The 18,039-nt window shown below is 37.8% G+C and carries 17 protein-coding genes; 1 reads left to right on the top strand and 16 read right to left on the bottom strand.

The genetic code is table 11. The features are described from left to right. Window positions 1-68 precede the first annotated feature (68 nt). The 9 genes from FFR60_RS12655 to zapA all read right to left on the bottom strand — a co-directional run bounded on the left by FFR60_RS12655 (window position 69) and on the right by zapA (window position 8,764). A complete protein-coding gene (locus tag FFR60_RS12655; protein ID WP_137664420.1) occupies window positions 69-1,328 on the bottom strand; it encodes an ABC transporter permease in 1,260 nt (419 codons plus the stop codon). Then, window positions 1,321-2,220 carry an ABC transporter ATP-binding protein gene (locus FFR60_RS12650; protein ID WP_088932213.1) on the bottom strand — a complete coding sequence of 300 codons (900 nt, stop codon included), beginning with the start codon at window positions 2,218-2,220 and terminating at the stop codon, window positions 1,321-1,323. Before FFR60_RS12650 ends, FFR60_RS12655 begins: the two co-directional genes overlap by 8 nt. 11 nt (window positions 2,221-2,231) lie before the next feature. Next, on the bottom strand, window positions 2,232-2,699 hold the full coding sequence (locus tag FFR60_RS12645; protein WP_137664419.1) for a DUF2178 domain-containing protein: 468 nt from the start codon (window positions 2,697-2,699) through the stop codon (window positions 2,232-2,234). Then, the gene (locus FFR60_RS12640) at window positions 2,696-2,902 is read right to left on the bottom strand and encodes a helix-turn-helix transcriptional regulator (RefSeq protein WP_088932211.1); all 207 of its coding nucleotides are present in this window, start codon (window positions 2,900-2,902) and stop codon (window positions 2,696-2,698) included. Before FFR60_RS12640 ends, FFR60_RS12645 begins: the two co-directional genes overlap by 4 nt. 84 nt (window positions 2,903-2,986) lie before the next feature. After that, window positions 2,987-4,762, bottom strand: a complete 1,776-nt coding sequence (gene uvrC, locus FFR60_RS12635; protein WP_088932210.1) for an excinuclease ABC subunit UvrC — start codon at window positions 4,760-4,762, stop codon at window positions 2,987-2,989. 158 nt (window positions 4,763-4,920) lie between these two features. After that, window positions 4,921-5,235, bottom strand: coding sequence for a thioredoxin (trxA, locus tag FFR60_RS12630; RefSeq protein ID WP_088932209.1), 315 nt, complete (start codon window positions 5,233-5,235; stop codon window positions 4,921-4,923). 112 nt (window positions 5,236-5,347) lie between these two features. Then, complete coding sequence (locus tag FFR60_RS12625) at window positions 5,348-7,708, bottom strand: endonuclease MutS2 (protein WP_137664418.1); 2,361 nt, start codon at window positions 7,706-7,708, stop codon at window positions 5,348-5,350. A 60-nt stretch (window positions 7,709-7,768) separates the two neighbouring features. Further along, window positions 7,769-8,317, bottom strand: a complete 549-nt coding sequence (locus FFR60_RS12620; RefSeq protein ID WP_088932207.1) for a CvpA family protein — start codon at window positions 8,315-8,317, stop codon at window positions 7,769-7,771. Between the two features lie 12 nt (window positions 8,318-8,329). Beyond that, window positions 8,330-8,764: a cell division protein ZapA gene (zapA, locus tag FFR60_RS12615; protein ID WP_088932206.1), complete on the bottom strand. Its 435-nt coding sequence runs from the start codon at window positions 8,762-8,764 to the stop codon at window positions 8,330-8,332. A 134-nt stretch (window positions 8,765-8,898) separates the two neighbouring features. On the opposite strand from zapA, the gene rnhC reads away from it, so the two are divergent. Further along, a complete protein-coding gene (rnhC, locus tag FFR60_RS12610; RefSeq protein WP_137664417.1) occupies window positions 8,899-9,801 on the top strand; it encodes a ribonuclease HIII in 903 nt (300 codons plus the stop codon). 45 nt (window positions 9,802-9,846) lie between these two features. On the opposite strand, the gene FFR60_RS12605 is transcribed toward rnhC, so the two are convergent. From FFR60_RS12605 to FFR60_RS12575, 7 genes are all read right to left on the bottom strand, one after another. Further along, the gene (locus tag FFR60_RS12605) at window positions 9,847-11,037 is read right to left on the bottom strand and encodes an amidohydrolase family protein (protein WP_137664416.1); all 1,191 of its coding nucleotides are present in this window, start codon (window positions 11,035-11,037) and stop codon (window positions 9,847-9,849) included. Between the two features lie 114 nt (window positions 11,038-11,151). Continuing rightward, the gene (locus FFR60_RS12600; RefSeq protein ID WP_137664415.1) at window positions 11,152-12,609 is read right to left on the bottom strand and encodes an amidase; all 1,458 of its coding nucleotides are present in this window, start codon (window positions 12,607-12,609) and stop codon (window positions 11,152-11,154) included. A 148-nt stretch (window positions 12,610-12,757) separates the two neighbouring features. Further along, a complete protein-coding gene (locus FFR60_RS12595) occupies window positions 12,758-12,961 on the bottom strand; it encodes a hypothetical protein (RefSeq protein WP_088932202.1) in 204 nt (67 codons plus the stop codon). Window positions 12,962-13,095: 134 nt separating this feature from the next. Further along, window positions 13,096-15,567, bottom strand: coding sequence for an ABC transporter permease (locus FFR60_RS12590; protein ID WP_137664414.1), 2,472 nt, complete (start codon window positions 15,565-15,567; stop codon window positions 13,096-13,098). Further along, window positions 15,564-16,256, bottom strand: coding sequence for an ABC transporter ATP-binding protein (locus FFR60_RS12585; protein WP_137664413.1), 693 nt, complete (start codon window positions 16,254-16,256; stop codon window positions 15,564-15,566). The genes FFR60_RS12590 and FFR60_RS12585 overlap by 4 nt, the downstream gene beginning before the upstream one ends. Window positions 16,257-16,335: 79 nt before the next feature. Continuing rightward, a complete protein-coding gene (locus FFR60_RS12580; RefSeq protein ID WP_137664412.1) occupies window positions 16,336-17,241 on the bottom strand; it encodes a sensor histidine kinase in 906 nt (301 codons plus the stop codon). A gap of 3 nt (window positions 17,242-17,244) precedes the next feature. Continuing rightward, the gene (locus FFR60_RS12575; protein ID WP_137664411.1) at window positions 17,245-17,925 is read right to left on the bottom strand and encodes a response regulator transcription factor; all 681 of its coding nucleotides are present in this window, start codon (window positions 17,923-17,925) and stop codon (window positions 17,245-17,247) included. Window positions 17,926-18,039: the final 114 nt, after the last annotated feature.

Here is an 18,039-nt window from a genome sequence, read left to right as displayed (position 1 = left end):
TCTCCTCCTTGAAGTTCGTGTTGCAACTCTATTGTGAGAGACTTTGGATCAATGGTCAACTAATTTATCTATTTCTTTTTTCGATCATTTTGCATGATAGAGATTGATTGTTTCAAAGCACTCAAAGTTCCACCTTCACTATAGACCAAAACATTCGACTTATATAATTGAGCTGAAAAAACGGTTAGCAAAATCGTAAATAAAACTAATATTCCCAACGATAGCAATGCACTAGATATCGCTGCTGTACCAGAAGCTAACCGCAATGGCATGCTGTAAGAAGACAGAAATGGAATATAGGAAGTGACCTTAATAATTACATTAGTCGGATCGGAGGTTCCTAAGATCAATCCCAACATATATCCGATCATCGACAGATAAGTTACCGGCTGAATGGCTTTTGCCGTGTCCTCCGGCTTGCTTACTAAAGATCCGCATAATGCTGAAAGTACCGCATATAAAAAGAGTCCGACTAGCATAAAGGCAACAATCGTAATTGCACCAGTGCCTAATATAGATTTGATCGATACGTTATTGATTAAGTCTTTCACCACATCTATATCTTTAAATTGATGATAGCTGACAACCAAAGCTACACCATAAATCAATAATTGTGTCAATGCTACTAATAAGACACCCAATAATTTCCCATAATAATGAGTCTTAGCTTTCATACTAGAAAGCAGTACTTCCATAATTCGTGTTCCTTTTTCGGAAGCGATCTCTTGAGCAATGATCGATGAATAACTGAGGATAAATACAAACATCAGAATTGTTGTTAAGAAACTTAAGACGAACTGAGTACCAGAGTCTCCGCCATCGCTTTGCATTTTTCCATTTTCAAATGTCACTTTTGTTGATTCAAATTTTGCCGGCTCCATAACTTTTTGAACCTGTGCTGTTGTTAAATTCAACTGACTGGCACGAATACTCGCCTGCATTGAACTTAAAATTTGCTGCAATTGAGTTTCAGTCGATGTTCCTAGAGACGCTTTACTATAAAGCTTGCCTGAAACTTGATCCTCGCTCATCTTCAGATCAAGATAAGCATCGATTTTCTTATCTTCCATCTGCTTTTGAGCCTTTTTATCACTTGCAACTACCTTGAAGCTATAGTCCTTACTTTCTGTTTTAGCCAATTGTTCAGCTACTGCCGGCTGGTCACTCACGATGCCAATTTTATTAATATCGTTTGCATCGCCAAAGAAATGCTGTGACAAATAGAAAATTCCCATGAGTAAAAATGGTGCCAAAATCATAATCAGAAAGGCCGTTGATTTTACGTTCTTTTTGTATACGTCCTTAATAATAATCCCCATTTTACTCATTTACAGCACCTGCTTTCCATTTGAAGATCTCTTCTAGTGTTGGTGGTTGTTGATTAAACATTGGAATGTAGCCATCTTTCGTTGCTTCAGCGAAAATAGCTTGTCCAGCATCTGGATTTTCTAAGGTAATATCAAAACTGCCATCTTCCTTTTGAATCACCGTATGCACACCAGCAAAAGCCTCTATTTCTTCTTTTGTTAATTTTGATTCTAGATACAGCTTGCTTCGGCCAAAAGATTCGCGAATCTCATGAACTTTACCATTCAAGACCGTTTCGCCATTTCTTAACATTATCAAGTGATCACATATTTTTTCAACGTTGTCCATATTATGACTAGAGAATATGACGCATGATCCCTTTTCCTTCAATTCAATAATGCCATTTTTCAGCAATTCAGCGTTAACCGGATCCAATCCGCTGAAAGGTTCGTCTAAAATAACCAGCTTAGGTTCATGGATCAAGGTGGAGATCAACTGAACTTTCTGTTGATTCCCTTTTGAAAGAGATTTTACTTTGTCTGTTTTCTTACCTTTGACTTGGAATTTTTCCATCCATTCGTCAATTTTCGGTGTGATCTCCTGTTTGCTCTTGCCTCGTAGTGAAGCAAAGAATAATAATTGATTTTCAATTGTTACCTTTGGATACAGTCCCCGTTCCTCTGGCAAATAACCGATCGTATTGTAATCCTTGCCAGACAAGGAGTGACCATTCCATAAAACAGTTCCCGAATCTTTTGATAGAAAATCTAAAATCAATCGAAACGTCGTTGTTTTTCCTGCACCATTTTGGCCAATCAACCCTAAAATTTTCCCATCTTCGATCGTAAAATTCATATCATCCAGTGCTTTGTACGATCCAAAACTTTTACTTAAATTTTTTACTTGTAACATTTCCCCACTCCTTATAGTTTCTTTTTAAAATAAAAATAAAAAATCAGATAGCTGATTAGAAACACATTCATTAAGCCGCTTGCTGTATACATTAACTGCTGCGATACAAAACTGCCGATCATAGCTAAAATAACTAATACAAAAATCATTACATAAGTAGTAAAGTACATTGCTCGCGAACCAATCTCAATATTCCGTTCATCCGTATGAGTGATCCTGTGTAGCTTCAATTTCTCCGGATCATTCATCGTCCGCCGATTTCTGAAGATGTTAATCACAAAAATAGTGGTTAACGAAATAAATAATCCTAGTAAAAAACTAAGTGCATGATCATTGATTTTCAGAACATATCTATTTATTCCAATAAGAAGTATACCTGAGCATGCCAACATAAAAATAATTGCAACTACATAGAATATGTTCATTCTTTTTAATTTTCGGCGATACTCACGATCCGCTTTGGATAAATTCTTCTTCATTCCTCATCCTCCTCATCAAAAATGAACACATCTTCGATAGCCCGATCAAAATAGCGTGCTATTTTATGAGCTAAAATTAAAGAAGCATTGTAACGTCCATTTTCTAGTGAAATAATTGTTTGTCGTGTGACCTCCAATTCTAATGCAAGATCACTTTGGGTCATCTTGCGTTCTTTGCGAAGCATTTGAATTCGATTCTGCACGTGATCACCCCTTAATGTACAGTGCGCTTTACATCTACAAAAAAGTATAGCACCCTTTACATTTTATGTAAAGGGTGCTATACATTATTTTTTCTGAAGTTGATTATGCGTGTTTTCAGCTACTGCTTTTGGCAAGCCAACTTTTTGTAATTCTTCAATCGAGGCTGCTTGGATATTTTTTAATGACTTAAATTCCTTCAACAGCATTTTTTTTCGTTTTGGCCCCAAGCCATCGATATTATCCAATTTTGAAGCAAAACTATTTTTACTGCGTAATTGACGATGGAATGTAATTGCAAAACGGTGAACTTCATCTTGAATTCGCTGGAGCAAGAAGAATTCTTGTGAATTGCGCTCTAAAGGTACAACACTCAGCTCTGGACCAAAAAGCAACTCGCTGGTTTTATGCTTATCATCTTTTGCCAGACCAGCAATCGGAATGTCGATACCTAATTGGTTGGCCAAGACATCCTTCGCGACATCTACCTGTCCTTTTCCTCCATCAATCACGATCAAATCTGGAAATGGTAAGCCTTCCTTTAAAACACGGGAATAGCGGCGATAAATAACTTCTCGCATCGAAGCGTAGTCATCGGGTCCCTTAACCGTTTTGATCTTATATTTACGATATTCTTTTTTAGCTGGTTTACCATCGATGAAAACTACCATTGCCGAAACTGGATCAGTCCCCATAATATTAGAGTTATCGAATGCTTCGATTCGGATCGGTGCGGGAATATTCATAGCATCTCCCAATTTTTCGACAGCGCCAATGGTCCGAGCTTCACTGCGTCCAATCAAGTCGAATTTCTCATTTAGAGCGACCTGCGCATTTTTCCCTGCCAACCTTACAAGTTTCTTCTTTTCGCCGCGTTGCGGTTGTAGAACTCGGGTCTCTAACATCGCTTCTACACTTGGTTTATCGATATTATCAGGAATCAGCACCTCTTTGGGAATGAAGTGTTCATTCTCTTGATAAAATTGTCCGATATAGGTAAGAAAATCTTCTTCCGCATCATTATAAAATGGAAACATTGAAACATCTCGCTCAATTAGCTTTCCTTGACGCACAAAAAAGACTTGAACACACATCCAACCTTTATCTGTTGCGTATCCGAAAATATCACGATCGACTAAATCAGTATTAGTCATTTTTTGTTTCGTCATCACTGTTTCGATCGCTTTGATTTGATCACGATACTCTGCGGCTTTTTCAAATTCCATATCCGCAGCTGCTTGATTCATTTTTTCTTTTAATTGATCTTGAATCTCTGTGTGACCACCATTCAAAAAGTTTTTTATTTCCTCCACCATATCCTTATAAACCTGTGGGTCCACATGAAAAGCATAGGGACACAAACACTGGCCTAAGTGATAATAAAGACAGGGTGTTTTTTGCGATGGTTTACATTTTCTTAACGGGAACAGTCGATCCAATAATTTTTTTGTTTCATTAGCAGCATTCACATCAGGATAAGGACCAAAGTAATGAGCTTTATCCTTCAAAACCTTACGAGTAATCATCAATCGAGGATATTTTTCATTCGTAATTTTTAAAAACGGATATGTCTTATCGTCCTTTAACATGATGTTGTATTTTGGATCATTTTTCTTGATTAAATTAATCTCAAGCAACAACGCCTCGATATTGGACTCTGTCACGATATACTCAAAGTCCACAATCTCACTGACTAATCGCTCAGTCTTGGTGTTATGACTACCCGTGAAATATGAGCGGACACGATTCTTTAAAATTTTAGCCTTCCCCACATAAATAATCGTGCCGTTCTTATCTTTCATCAGATAGCAACCTGGTTGATCTGGTAAAAGCGCTAATTTATTCTTAATTCGTTCGTTCATAAGTTGCTTCCCTTCACAGCTATCTCCTAATAATGATTTTATCTGCAAATCTACTGAAAAACTATCTATTAAATAGTTTTTACTGTTTCGAACTATGTACCTTTAGAAGCAGATTTGCTTTATTTAAAAAAGCTGGACTCAAGGTCCAGCTCAATATCTTACATGTGAGCTTGGATAAGCTCTTTTAATTGATCCTTAGTATGAACACCGATAACTTTATCAACAACTTGTCCATCTTTTTTCAAGACAAGTGTCGGAATGCTCATGATTCCAAATGATGCTGGAGTTTCTGGATTTTCATCCACATCCATTTTTACAACTCTAAATTCGTCTTCATCATATTCCTCAGATAATTGTTCCAAGATCGGTGCCTGCATGCGACAAGGACCACACCATGTTGCCCAAAAGTCAATCAAAACAAGACCGTTATCTGTTTCTTCGTTAAAAGTTTTATCAGTAACTACTTGTGCCATTTGAATTCCTCCTATATAAATCGGATACTTAAAATCAGTATCCTTTTTTCTTACTAAAAGTAGTATAGCACGGTCCTATTTTCTTCGCTACTCTTCTGCTTACACTTGTAAACTATTTAAAAGTTACTACAGTGGCTCCACTGCCCCCTTGATTTGCTGGAGCAAATTCGAAGCTTTGAACATTGCGATTATTTTTCAGATAGTCAGTAATACCTTTTCGTAAAGCCCCTGTTCCTTTTCCGTGAATGATACGCACTTGAGCAAAGTTTGCCAAAAGTGCCGCATCAATATATTGATCCACTTCCGCAAGTGCTTCCTCGTAACGTTTACCTCGTAAGTCCAATTCAGGTTTCACACGAGCACTCGCTCCTCGTTGAACGCCTGTTATTACTCGTTGCTTCGGCTCTTCAACAGGTGTAGTCAAAGTCATGTCATCCTCAGATACAGTCATCTTCAAAATTCCTAATTGTACCTGCCACTCGTTATCTGCGACCTTTTGAATTAAAGTACCGCGTTGTCCATACGTTTCCACAATAACTTCATCATTTGGCTTGAACTGCTTTTTAGCCTTAGCTTTTTGCAAAATTTTATTTTTTTTCAGATGTTCATCTTGCTTTAAATCAGCTAATTGCGTTTTTGCATCAATCAATTGATGCTCTTTTATATTACCTTGACCATCTAATTGCATTTGGCGGATATCTTTAATAATTTTTTCAGCATTCTCTTCCGCTTCATTAACAATCTTATTGGCTTCTTTACGAGCTTTATCCATCTCTTTTTCCCGCTCATCAAAGAAATAAGAATAAGCATTTTTCAAATCACGATATAATTTTTCAGATTCGTCTACATAGTGACGAATCTCCAAATATTCAGTTTCCGTGGCTTTGCGTTGATTTTCTAAATCAGAGATCATCTCATTCAAATCTTGACTTTCTTCATCAATGATTTGTTTCGCATTTTCGATCACCATCGAATCGAGGCCTAAGCGACGAGAAATTTCAAAAGCATTGCTTCGCCCTGGAACCCCGATCAATAAGCGATAGGTCGGACTTAAGGTATCGACATCAAACTCCATACTTGCATTAATCGTGTTAGAACGATTGTAACCGTATATTTTCAATTCCGGATAGTGAGTTGTCGCCATGACGTAAGATGATTGAGCTCCAACTGCATCCAAAATCGCAATTGCTAGCGCCGCACCTTCCTGCGGGTCGGTTCCTGCACCCAATTCATCGAATAGCACTAGACTATGTTCATCAATTTTATCTAGTATTGAAACAATATTGGTCATGTGAGAAGAAAATGTCGATAAACTTTGTTCGATAGATTGTTCATCGCCAATATCAGCGAATATTTCTGTAAAAATCCCCATCTCACTCTCTTCACCAACAGATAACGGCAGCCCAGCTTGCCCCATTAATTGTAAAAGGCCCAGTGTTTTTAGAGAGATAGTTTTCCCGCCAGTGTTCGGACCAGTGATAACAACAGCTTGGAAATCTTGACCGATCATAATATCATTCGCGACAGCCTTTTCCTGATCAAGGAGTGGATGACGAGCTTGTTTGAAGAATACGTGATTCTCCTGATTAATCACAGGTACAACTGCTTTCAATGCCTTTGCAAATCTGGCCTTTGCATTCATCAGATCAAAACGACCTAACACGTAAGCATTGTGTAAAATATCTTTTCGCGGAGCTACTAATTCAGCCGATAATTCAGCTAGTATACGCTCTATTTCTGTTCGCTCAGCAATTTGCTGCTGACGTAAGCGGTTGTTTAACTCTACAATCTGTTTCGGCTCCATAAACAAGGTTTGTCCAGAAGCACTTTGATCATGGACAACACCGCCAAAAACACCACGATATTCTTGCTTCACAGGAATCACATATCGATCATTTCGCATGGTAATCAAGCTGTCGCTTAAATATTTTGCGTTTTTTCCACGAATCAACCCGTCCAGCTGTTCTCGAATAGTTTGCTCACTGCGGCGAATCTGACTACGAATCGTACGCAATTCAGTGGATGCTTCATCACGAATTCGTCCATCCTCTTCTACAGAACGCCGTAATTTTCCACTTAATTCTGGTAACGTCGTTAATTGTTCTTCCCAAAAATAGATCCGTAAAAATTCTAATTCACTATCCTTTAAATCATCAATAAAACGAACCAGCTCGCTGGTCGTTGACAAAACCCGAGAAACTTCTGCTAGTTCCACTCCATTGAGATTTGCACCAATTTCAATTCGTTTCATGTGCGGCTTAATATTATTTAGTTTAGGAATAGGCAGTCCACCACGTAAACGTTGAACCTTCATCCCGTCTTCCGTTTCATCCAGCCAGGCTTGAACCGTTTCCGCATCACTCGAAGGTGCCAATTGACGAATTTCCTCTTCACCTTGTTCGGTTGTTAAATATTGTTGAATCATTTTTTTTACTTGTTCAAATTCTAATGTTTTTAGAATGCGTTCATTCATTTTTTCACCTTCTATACATAAATAAACCGAAACCTGTCAAACAGCGTCCCGGTCTTTTCTTTATCCAATAATTTTTGTCACCCATAAGTTGTCAAACTGTGAACTTAAAAACAGTGAGTGCTCAATCATAAATCGAGCATACCAGCTGCCTTCTAATTGATTTTGAATCAATGCCATCGGTACGAAACTGACAAGCTTCAACATCAAAAAAATAAATACGTAACACACAAACAGTTGCAAAACTCCAGCAACGATCCCATCATACTGAGGAATAATCACTTTAAACAACAGGTCTTTGAAAAAGATCGCGATTAAATGTGTTGCTAGCCAGCCAACAATTAAAATCATCACAAACGCCACGCCCGCATAAAAAGCCTTATCTAAATTGAAAGCTTGTTCTACAGAGTAATAGACCATTTTTGATTCGCTAGTAACAGATGGATATGGTACGAATAAGTCTAAATGGGAACCTAATTGTTGATAAAACATTTGGGCAGCGATAAACGACAGTAGGTATCCGATTGAAAATACTATCTGGTAAGCTGCACCTCGTCGATAGCCAACATAAAAAGATAGCAGTAATGCAAATAAAATTACTAATGTTAACATAGTATCCCTCACTTATTTATTTGCCGCTCTTTTTTGAATCTCACGTTTCCGGTTTTCGTTAACGATTTGCTGCGCTTCTACGTGATTTCGGATCGGGACATTTTCTTTTCCGTTTCTCCGCATGATTTCTTTGGCTTCGGCTTCAATTGCTTCGATTTTTTTGATTCGATTCTCTAATTCCAAATTATGGGCTGCCTGCCCATCCAGCGTGTATTGCTGCTTTTCCAGCTTCATTAACGCTTCTTGTTTTTTCAATTGATCTGAGACCGCATTGATCGCCAACAGCATCGCAGCTTTTTCTTGTGTGATCTCAGGTGATAACGACATTATCTCATTTAACTGTTCATTGACCAAAGCTGTAACCATATCCATATGTTGCTTCGATTCTTGACCAATGATAGTATAAGTCTGACCGGCAACGATTGCCTTATAGCGATTTTGCGCCATATCGATCAACCTTTCTAATACAATTTTTTAATAACCCAGTATCAAAAATACTAATTTATTATATGCTAAAACCTTTCATATGTACAACTTTCATCGATTAAAAGCAAATTAACTTAAAGAAAAGAGAAAAAATTATGAGTTCTGCTGTTTTAAAACTATCAAAAACTGAAATCCAAAAACTAAAATCACACTACACTGACTATCTGTTAAACAAAAAAGTTCCTTACAGTGAATTCTCTGCCAAGAAAAACGGCACGAGTATCACCGCTTATACGTCAGGCAAAGTATTGTTTCAAGGAAACAACGCCGAACAAGAAGCTGCACGTTGGGGAAAAACAGAAGCTTCTGCTGCCAAGAAAAGCAGCAGCTTGCCTAAAAATTTTGCCGCACTTTCCGTTTTAGGCAGTGATGAGGTTGGGAACGGCAGTTATTTTGGTCCGCTGTGTGTTTGTGCAGCTTATGCTGATAAAAAACATCTTGAACCTCTAAAGCAGCTGGGAGTCAAAGATTCAAAAATGCTGACAGATGAGCAAATCCGGAAAATGGCGAGAGAAATCAAAGAACTGATTCCCTTCAAACTACTAGTTGTCAATCCAGAAAAATACAATGAAATCCAGCCAAAATACAATGCTGTACGAATGAAGGTCGCACTTCACAACCAAGCAATTCGCATATTGCTCGAACAGATTGCACCAACCAAACCTGACGCAATTTTGATCGATCAATTCACTTCTGAAGCAAATTACATGAAATATGTTAAACAAGAAAATCAACACGTCGAACAAAAAATCTATTTTGTCACCAAAGGAGAACAGTATCATCTTTCTGTCGCGGCAGCTTCAATCATCAGTCGAGCAAGCTTCCTTGAAGAGCTAGATAAAGCTTCTCTTGAGTTGGGAACGAAAGTACCATCGGGTGCCGGCAAACCTTCTGATGAATTAGCAGCAAAATTGTTGCGACAAGGCGGAATGGAGCTGTTAAATAAATATGTCAAGTTGCATTTTGCAAACACTGAAAAAGCACAAAAACTTGTTTAGTATGTTCCCCCCCTCAAAATGACCACTCATTTTGAGGGGTATTTTTTAAACCTCTATTCCAGCCAAATACACTTGGCGGACATTTCTTAATGCTTCGATATCGGTCGTCACATCTCCTTCAACCACCAAAATATCCGCTTGCAAACCATTCTCCAACTCACCAGTAACTTCTGATAAATCAAAGATTTTCGCAGGATTTTGCGTCGCAGTTTGAATTGCCTCGACCGGCGTCAAGCCGTAGCGGACCATCAGCTCTAATTCTTCTACGATCGGTACACTAGGTGCTTCAAGCATTACCATATCTGTTCCTGCTAAGATTGTTACACCTTCATCGTAAATTGCTTTAAAATTCTCTGAGTATGCTTGAACAGAACTTTCAAAGAAATCCAAGTAATGTGAGTAGGTCTCTGTAGATTGATTTGAGTGGTCAATTCCCACTTCTTGGACTTTTTGATTGTATTCTGCTAAGAAATGATACGCAAACATTGTTGGTGTCCATGATTGCTGATTTTTTACCATCTGTTTTGCCTGCTCAACTGTTAAAAAATTTCCGTGTTCGATCGTATCAAATCCAGCATCAATACACATCTGAATCCCTGGTTGAGTCCCCGAATGGACGACACATTTTAATCCAAGTCGATGAGCTTCCGCCACACCTGCATCCAGTTCTTCTTGTGTGAATTCACAGATGTCATCACGATTAGTGGTAAGCAGCTTAATCCAATCGGCACCATCTTTTTTCTGACGACGAATCGTATGGCGAATATTTTCTACCCCATCAACTTCTTCGATGCCATCTTCATGCCCATGACCGCCAGTTATACAAATCCCACGATCTGTATGCAGAATACGAGGCGCCTTAACAAATCCTTTTTCAGCCGCTAAACGAAGAGTTTCTAATAAAAACTGCGGCCCACAACAATCACGGATCGTTGTCACACCTTTTGCTAGACACGTTTCCGCTTGCTTTTGTGCATAATAAGCAATCATGTAATCATTAAATCGATGCAAATCTGGCTGTGTCCAATAATAGCCAAGATGAATATGGGCATCCATTAACCCGGGTAAAATCGTTCCATTACCATAATCGCGTATTTCTGCCTGTGGAAACTCCTCAGATAAATCCTCTTCCTTTCCAACAGCTAAAATCATATCCTTAGCAAAAACAACACCGCCATCTTCAATGATTGTTTTTCCATCACCTGTTATTACTTTGTGCGCCTTCAATAAAATCATTTTCGTCTTAGCCTCCCAATGAAACGTTTTCAATTTCTTATTTAAGTGTAACAAAAGAACCCTCAAAATAGATAGTCAATTTTGAGAGTCCAATGAATTAGTTCTAATTTACTGTTATCGATAATATTCAGGTAATTCAAATCCATATTCTGTTTCAAATAATTTTCCAATTTGCAGTAATAGATCTTCCCGCCCTCGTGCTGCCATGAATTGAATTCCTAAAGGCAGGCCTTTTTGTGTCACATACGTTGGCAGACTAATAGCCGGCTGACCAGTTAAATTAGCTAATTGAGTATATGGCGTAATTTGTAGACTCCGTTCAAACATCCGCTCGATCAAATGCTGTAATTCAATCTCCGATAGGTTGGATGAAGCTTCTAGTGCATCACGAATTTCATCACTTAATAAATCATCACTTAATTTTGGTGCTGTCATTGCGGCTGTTGGTGACAAAAGCAGATCATATTCTGTGAATAATTCTTCCATCTTATACGCAGCATAATCCCACTGGTTCAATGTATTTACATATTGACTAGCTGGAATCTTTTTACCATATTGATAGATGCCCCATGACATTAATTCCATATCATTTTTTTCAACAGGGCGTCGAATTCCTTGCTCAATACCGGCAAACATCGCAGCTGTTTCAGCACCGTTCATCAAATAATAGCTGCGTATCAGTTCTCTCCCATCAAGTGGATAGGTAATTACTTCTACTTCATGGCCTTGCTTTAGTAAAAAATCATGTGCTTTTTCTACAGCGCCAGCCGCATCAGGAGAAACTTTTGAATCGACCGGTGAATCAATAACTACAGCTATTTTCAATTTCTTCTGTTGAGAAGCTTGCGTATGCTGCCATTCTTTTGCAGGTGCCTGATAAGGTGCTGCGCTGTTGATACTTCGCATACTATAAAATAGCTTTTCAGTGTCGCGCATTGAGACAGTTAACGCGAAATCAATCGCGGCCCCTTGCCAGCCACGCCACCCGCTTGGTCCTACTGGCATTGCGCCGCGAGTCGGTTTCAGCCCGATCAATCCGCAGAATGACGCTGGTATTCGAATCGAACCGCCTCCATCACTTGCCCCAGCAATTGGTACAATTCCGGATGCCACTGCACTAGCTGCACCTCCGCTCGATCCACCTGAATAGTAATCTAAATTCCATGGATTTTTTGCCGGTCCATAAATTTGTGCATCCGTAATATTTTTAAAGCCAAATTCTGGGGTGTTGGTCTGTCCGAAAGGGATCAATCCAGCCGTTATCATTTGATTGGTAAAATTACTATTGCGGTTTGCACGATGCTCGACTAGTAATTTAGATCCGGAAGTACTTAACCAGCCCTTTTTTTCTTGTCCTAACATTTTTAGCGGAACTGGTAATCCTGCAAAAGGACGATCCTGTATATTTTCTTGCTTCTGATACTCTTCAACAGCTTCGTGATCCATCATTGTAACAAAAGCATTCAGCATGGGATTTTGCTTGCGCGCTTTTTCTTCAAATGATTCCAATAATTCTCGAAAACTTATCTCTTTATTATGTAATTTTTCTGCCCAGTATAGTCCGTCTTTCATAGCCAACCCCTCTTACACTTTTTTATTTATTATCACAGATTATTTCTTATAATACTAGCAAGTCAGTAGACAGTGTATTTTAATAATTTAAAAAGCCCGATGAACAGGCACTAAAAACTTGCTCATCAGACTTTTCCTTATTTCTATATTAAAATTTTTTCAAAACATCTTGCTCTGGGACATGGGTATAAGAACAATCACGTTCTTCAACAAAAATACTGTACGAATGATACGCTTTGTTAGAAGAATGGGCAAAATCTGTAAGCTCAATAACACCAGTTAAAATGCTGTCTGCGACTCTGAATTGTACACTATCGTTCAACGCAAATTTTGAAGGAGGTAAATGTCCCATAGCTCACACATCCAATCTGTTTTATTTTCAGTTTATCAACTCTTTTGAGTTAATTTTATATTTTACCGAAAATTATTGGGAAATCAAGGAAAATGAATTTAATTAAGATAAAGATTGCCTTTTTTTAATCTTATCTAGCCCTTGATTCGTTCCGCCAAAGCATCTTTCCCTGAAGACTTCATCACCAGATACGGTGTAAGTAAACAGATCCCAACCATTAAGAGTAAGGATATCCCGATTTCCATCATCGGCAAACTAAAGCTTGCGTAAGTTGCTGATTTTTGAACGATAGAAAATAGTACGTACGTAACACCTAATCCAAAAGTCAGCACTAATCCTATAACAATCAAGGCGTAATACCCACCTTCGATCATCAATACAGTATTCGTCTGTTTTCTTGTCATGCCAATACTCTCTAATGTAGCCAATTCTTTTTTTCTCGCAAGAATACTAGTAGTAATGATATTGACAAAGTTTAGCAATCCAATCAAAGCAAGAATTAAAGCTAGGGTATTACCCATCATTCTCATTGTGCTGATTTCATTAATAGCCCGATTCTTCATTTCAGTTTTTGTTACGATTTTATAAACCGACTGTTCGTCGATGAAACTTTGAAACTGAGCTGAAACGGTTTCAGCTTTATCCTTTTCAAGATTGAAGTAGGCATTCCAAATACCGGCATTAGGTGCAATTTCATCTAAATAATTCTTTGAAATGAATATTGGCGGTGCACCACCCGTTTGAACCTCCAAATAGTTGTTAGGAATAAAGCCGTCGATTTCTACTTGATGTGCCTGTTTATCACTAGTTGAAAACTGTATAGCTGACATATCCCTGAAGTCCTCTGGATGATCGGACTGAATATAGGCGGTCTCTCCTGCTTCAAAAGCTTTTTTGTCAAATGAATTCTTTTTATCTGCTGTTAATAATTTTTCTAATTCCGTAGAATCAATACTGATGACTTCTCCTCTAAAATCGTCCGGTTGGATCTTCTTCTGATCAATCTTACCATATTTAAAATATTGATTATAAGAACGGATATAATCGGAAAATTTCTGTTTGTCATAGGCTACTTGAATTGGTTCTGAATAATAAATACGTGTATCGGAGATAGCATCATTTGCCGCTAGTTGATTTAATTGTTGACTAACTTGCTGCTTTTCTAATCTTTTAGTAGCAGAAAGCGTATCATCCGAACTGGAATAGCTGGGACTGATCATGATATCATAATCCATTTCACTTAATACGAATTTTTCAAAATCCATACTTTTAACGATCGAATTTACTGCAACAAAGGAAGTAATTCCGAGAGTCATAGAAACAATTACGATCAGAGCGCGTTTTTTATCTCGAAAAATATTTCGCCAAGCCATCAAATATAATTTCCCCCCATTGCGCGAGCGGACATTGTGCTTTTTCACTTTTGATTCAGTGAAATTGATAGCTAAAACCGGCGAAACCTTCGCTGCATAATTTGCAGGCTTAATGGAACTTAGCAGCATCACCAGCAGAGAAAACAAACAAGCACCTACGTAAATCAATGGCTTTGTTGAGACTACCACTGCTTCTGAAAAATTAGTCGCTTTCATAACAAATGGAATAAAAACTTGAGAAATGCTGAAACCAACGACCAGTCCTAAAGGAATTCCAATAGCTGATAATAGTAATGATTGATTAAAAATAATTTTCTTCAATTGTCTTTTGGTTGTTCCAAGTGCTTTTAATAATCCATAAAAACGAATATCATTAGCGATCGAAATATAAAGAACATTGTAAATCAGCAATCCACCTGAAATTAGTATGATTGCCAAAAACAATCCAACTCCAATAATTGTTGACATCGGACTTTCTGAACTTTCTCTTAGCGTTGGTTTGATCTCCTGCGTTTCAGTCAGTTTTAATTTTTTCGCTAATGTTTTATTTTTTTGCGAAAGATTTTTATTGTCTTTGTACTTGATCGAATATATTTTATTATTCTCAAGACTGCTGTATTCTTTAGCAAATTGATCCGAAACCAATACATAGCTGAAGTCTACTACTCGAGCAATCACGAATTCTTTATAATAGCCTGATAAAACAAATTCCTTTTGATAGCTTTTTCCATCGATGAAACAAGGCAATAAAATTTTCTGACCTACCTTAGGTTGTGAGATTCCTAGTTCTTTTAGAGCTGCGATTGGAGCCATCAGTTCATTTTCTTTTACTGGAAACTTCCCAGTAAAGTCATTGATTGCTTCTTTTCTTAACCCTGTCCATTCATCCTTGCTATACCAATGTAAAGCCATTTGAACTTTTTTATTTTTTAACCGTTGACTATCTACTGCACCAATTGTTTGTTGTTCACCGACGACTTCAATCGAAGAGTCTTTTTTTAAAATGTTGACTTGTTTATTTGTTAAATCGTTTAAATTCGCATCCGCAATTGTCCCAACTCTTTGAATTGTCTGCTTGTTGTTCGCTTCGATAAAACTCATACCTAGTCCAATAACTGAAGAAATCAATAAAGTTGTTAAGGCAAGTGCTATTACAACAAAAATGTTTCGTCTGCGATTGTTTTTAAAACTGTTCATCCATAAATTACGAATTGCTTTTCGTTGTTCTCTCATGACCAATCACCGCCAGTAACTCGCACATCGTAAAGTTTTCCATCTTCAATTCGAATGACCCGATCAGCAAGTTGAGCGATTTGATCATTATGAGTAATCATTATGACTGTCTGATTGAATTTTTTTGCTGATTGTTTTAACAGTCCTAGAACATCCTGACTGCTTTTACTGTCTAAGTTTCCCGTAGGCTCGTCGGCTAAAATAATAGCTGGTTTTGCTGCTAGCGCCCGTGCAATCGCTACTCGTTGCTGTTGACCTCCCGATAACATGGAGGGCAATCTGTTTTCTCTTCCTTTTAACCCTAAAGTATTTATTACTTCCTCGACGAATGTTTCGTCTACCACATTTCCATCTAACTGAATAGGTAAAACGATGTTCTCATAAACACTCAAAATCGGAACTAAATTGTATTGTTGGAAAACAAATCCAACATTTCTACGTCTGAAAATCGTCAATTCTTCTTCAGTTAGATTTTCGAGCTGTTTTCCAGAAACTTCGATTGTGCCTGAAGTTGGTCGATCCAAACCGCCTAACAGGTTCAACAATGTACTCTTTCCTGAACCGGAAGTCCCAACAATCGTTACAAATTCTTTATCCTCGATTGTTAAATTGACCTCATCTACCGCATGAACTTGATTTTCTCCTTCACCATAAGTTTTTGTTAGATGATTCGTTTTTACTATTTTCATACCAACAACCTCCTTCGTTATATTTACAATATAGCAGGAGAGACTTACAGGAAAATGTCAGTCAAACACAATAATTCTGTCAGTTCTGTAAGAATAGACAGATAGTAGTTTCCTCCGCTCGTGATTCTGCCAGCACATACCCGCCTTGCGCTTCACAGATCAATCTCGTCAAATAAAGTCCGATACCAAAACCTTCAATGGTATTCCGATATTCCGAACCGCGATAATACTTAGAAAAAATATTTGGCAATTCTTCTCTTGGAATCGTTTTTCCATGATTTTTGATTGTAATTCTCGTATATGAAATCAATCGGTCAACAATGATTTCGATTTTTGAATCTTCATATGCATATTTCAGTGCATTTTCTAAGACATTCCCAATTGCTTCACTTGTCCATCTGATATCATGAGCTAACTCAGAGTCTACACCCTTCACCTCGAAACGATTTCGTGTATTCATTTTTTCATCACTTTTGAGAATAGCTTGCTCAATAGTCGTGCGAATCGGTTGAACCACTGTAGTTAATTTCATCGACTCGGTTTCAAATTTCGACATATACAAAAATTCTTCTACGAGCCAACTTAATCGTTGAGAATCAAAAGTTAAGCGAGTCAAAAATTCCTGCAACTCGCTTTTAGAAAGATGTTCATTTTGCATCAATTCAGTAAACATCACCATGCTGGTAATCGGTGTTCGCATCTGATGAGCAGCGTCGACCATCAATTCTTGAACACGACTCTTTTCACGAGCAGCCGCTTCTTGATATAGTTGGTTTGTTTCCGCAATTCTCAATACCTTAAAAATCAATTTACTCTTTTGGCCTTCTTGGTAAGAAGAGACGCCTTCAGGGAAATCCCCTTTGGTCACTGAGTCTAAAACTTCTTCAATAGTTGATAATTCTGCTTCATGTTGTTTTCTAGTCTGAAAGAAAAAGAGTAAGACAACCCCTGTGAAAAATAGAACTGTTAAGCTGTATATTAACAAAAATCACTCACCTCTTTTCCAAAGATATCCAATCCCTCGGATGGTCTCAATGTACTGTGGATTTTTAGGATCTGCCTCGATTTTCAGCCGAATCCTGCGAATATTTACCGACAGGACATTTTCATCAACAAATTTTCCTTGATCGTCCCACAATGCTTCAAGCAATAATTCTTTTTCTAATACAATGCCTGCATTTTTCATCAAGTAATTGATCAAACGAAACTCTGTCGTACTCAAGGGGATTTCCACATCATTTTTGAATAAGCGATGGCTGTCCAAATTTAAAACAAAAGGCTGCAATACGATTTTTTTGGTCCGATCCTCTTGCTTTTTAAAGAGTAACGCTACTTTTGCCTTCAAAATTGCTAAAGAGAATGGCTTAGTTAAATAATCATCTCCGCCTATTGACAATCCAGTTAAAATATCCGACTCTAAGTCGTGCGCTGTCAGGAAAAAAAGCGGTACAGTCGAAACTTGTCTTATTTCTTGGCACAACTCAAAGCCATTTCCATCAGGAAGTGTTACATCTAAAATAATCAAATCTGGAGATGTCTCTTGAATCAAGCTAAGAGCCCCTTTGACCCTGCCATTTACAAAAACCTCGTAGTCCTCTTGCTCCAAATAAAACGAAATTCCTCTGCGCAGGTTTTCGTCGTCCTCAATCAAAATAATTTTCTTTTTCATTTTCTTATCCTCGTCTTTTGTCATTATGATTTTTATTATCCTGTTTATCACTTTAATTATCAATGATGGATCAGAAAAAAAGCAAAGTCGTTTGACTTTGCTTAGTTGCTTACT

The organism is Enterococcus hulanensis, assembly GCF_005405485.1.
GTDB classification, from domain to species: domain Bacteria; phylum Bacillota; class Bacilli; order Lactobacillales; family Enterococcaceae; genus Enterococcus_A; species Enterococcus_A hulanensis.
The sequence above is the reverse complement of the archived record's forward strand: the minus strand, read 5'-3'. Positions and strand labels throughout refer to the sequence as shown.

Bases quoted from the DNA above. Each gene is read 5' to 3' on its own strand.
- FFR60_RS12655 (WP_137664420.1), bottom strand. From the start codon at position 1,328: ATGAGTAAAATGGGGATTATTATTAAGGACGTATACAAAAAGAACGTA.
- FFR60_RS12650 (WP_088932213.1), bottom strand. From the start codon at position 2,220: ATGTTACAAGTAAAAAATTTAAGTAAAAGTTTTGGATCGTACAAAGCA.
- FFR60_RS12645 (WP_137664419.1), bottom strand. From the start codon at position 2,699: ATGAAGAAGAATTTATCCAAAGCGGATCGTGAGTATCGCCGAAAATTA.
- uvrC (WP_088932210.1), bottom strand. From the start codon at position 4,762: ATGAACGAACGAATTAAGAATAAATTAGCGCTTTTACCAGATCAACCA.
- trxA (WP_088932209.1), bottom strand. From the start codon at position 5,235: ATGGCACAAGTAGTTACTGATAAAACTTTTAACGAAGAAACAGATAAC.
- FFR60_RS12625 (WP_137664418.1), bottom strand. From the start codon at position 7,708: ATGAATGAACGCATTCTAAAAACATTAGAATTTGAACAAGTAAAAAAA.
- FFR60_RS12620 (WP_088932207.1), bottom strand. From the start codon at position 8,317: ATGTTAACATTAGTAATTTTATTTGCATTACTGCTATCTTTTTATGTT.
- zapA (WP_088932206.1), bottom strand. From the start codon at position 8,764: ATGGCGCAAAATCGCTATAAGGCAATCGTTGCCGGTCAGACTTATACT.
- rnhC (WP_137664417.1), top strand. From the start codon at position 8,899: ATGAGTTCTGCTGTTTTAAAACTATCAAAAACTGAAATCCAAAAACTA.
- FFR60_RS12605 (WP_137664416.1), bottom strand. From the start codon at position 11,037: ATGATTTTATTGAAGGCGCACAAAGTAATAACAGGTGATGGAAAAACA.
- FFR60_RS12600 (WP_137664415.1), bottom strand. From the start codon at position 12,609: ATGAAAGACGGACTATACTGGGCAGAAAAATTACATAATAAAGAGATA.
- FFR60_RS12595 (WP_088932202.1), bottom strand. From the start codon at position 12,961: ATGGGACATTTACCTCCTTCAAAATTTGCGTTGAACGATAGTGTACAA.
- FFR60_RS12590 (WP_137664414.1), bottom strand. From the start codon at position 15,567: ATGAGAGAACAACGAAAAGCAATTCGTAATTTATGGATGAACAGTTTT.
- FFR60_RS12585 (WP_137664413.1), bottom strand. From the start codon at position 16,256: ATGAAAATAGTAAAAACGAATCATCTAACAAAAACTTATGGTGAAGGA.
- FFR60_RS12575 (WP_137664411.1), bottom strand. From the start codon at position 17,925: ATGAAAAAGAAAATTATTTTGATTGAGGACGACGAAAACCTGCGCAGA.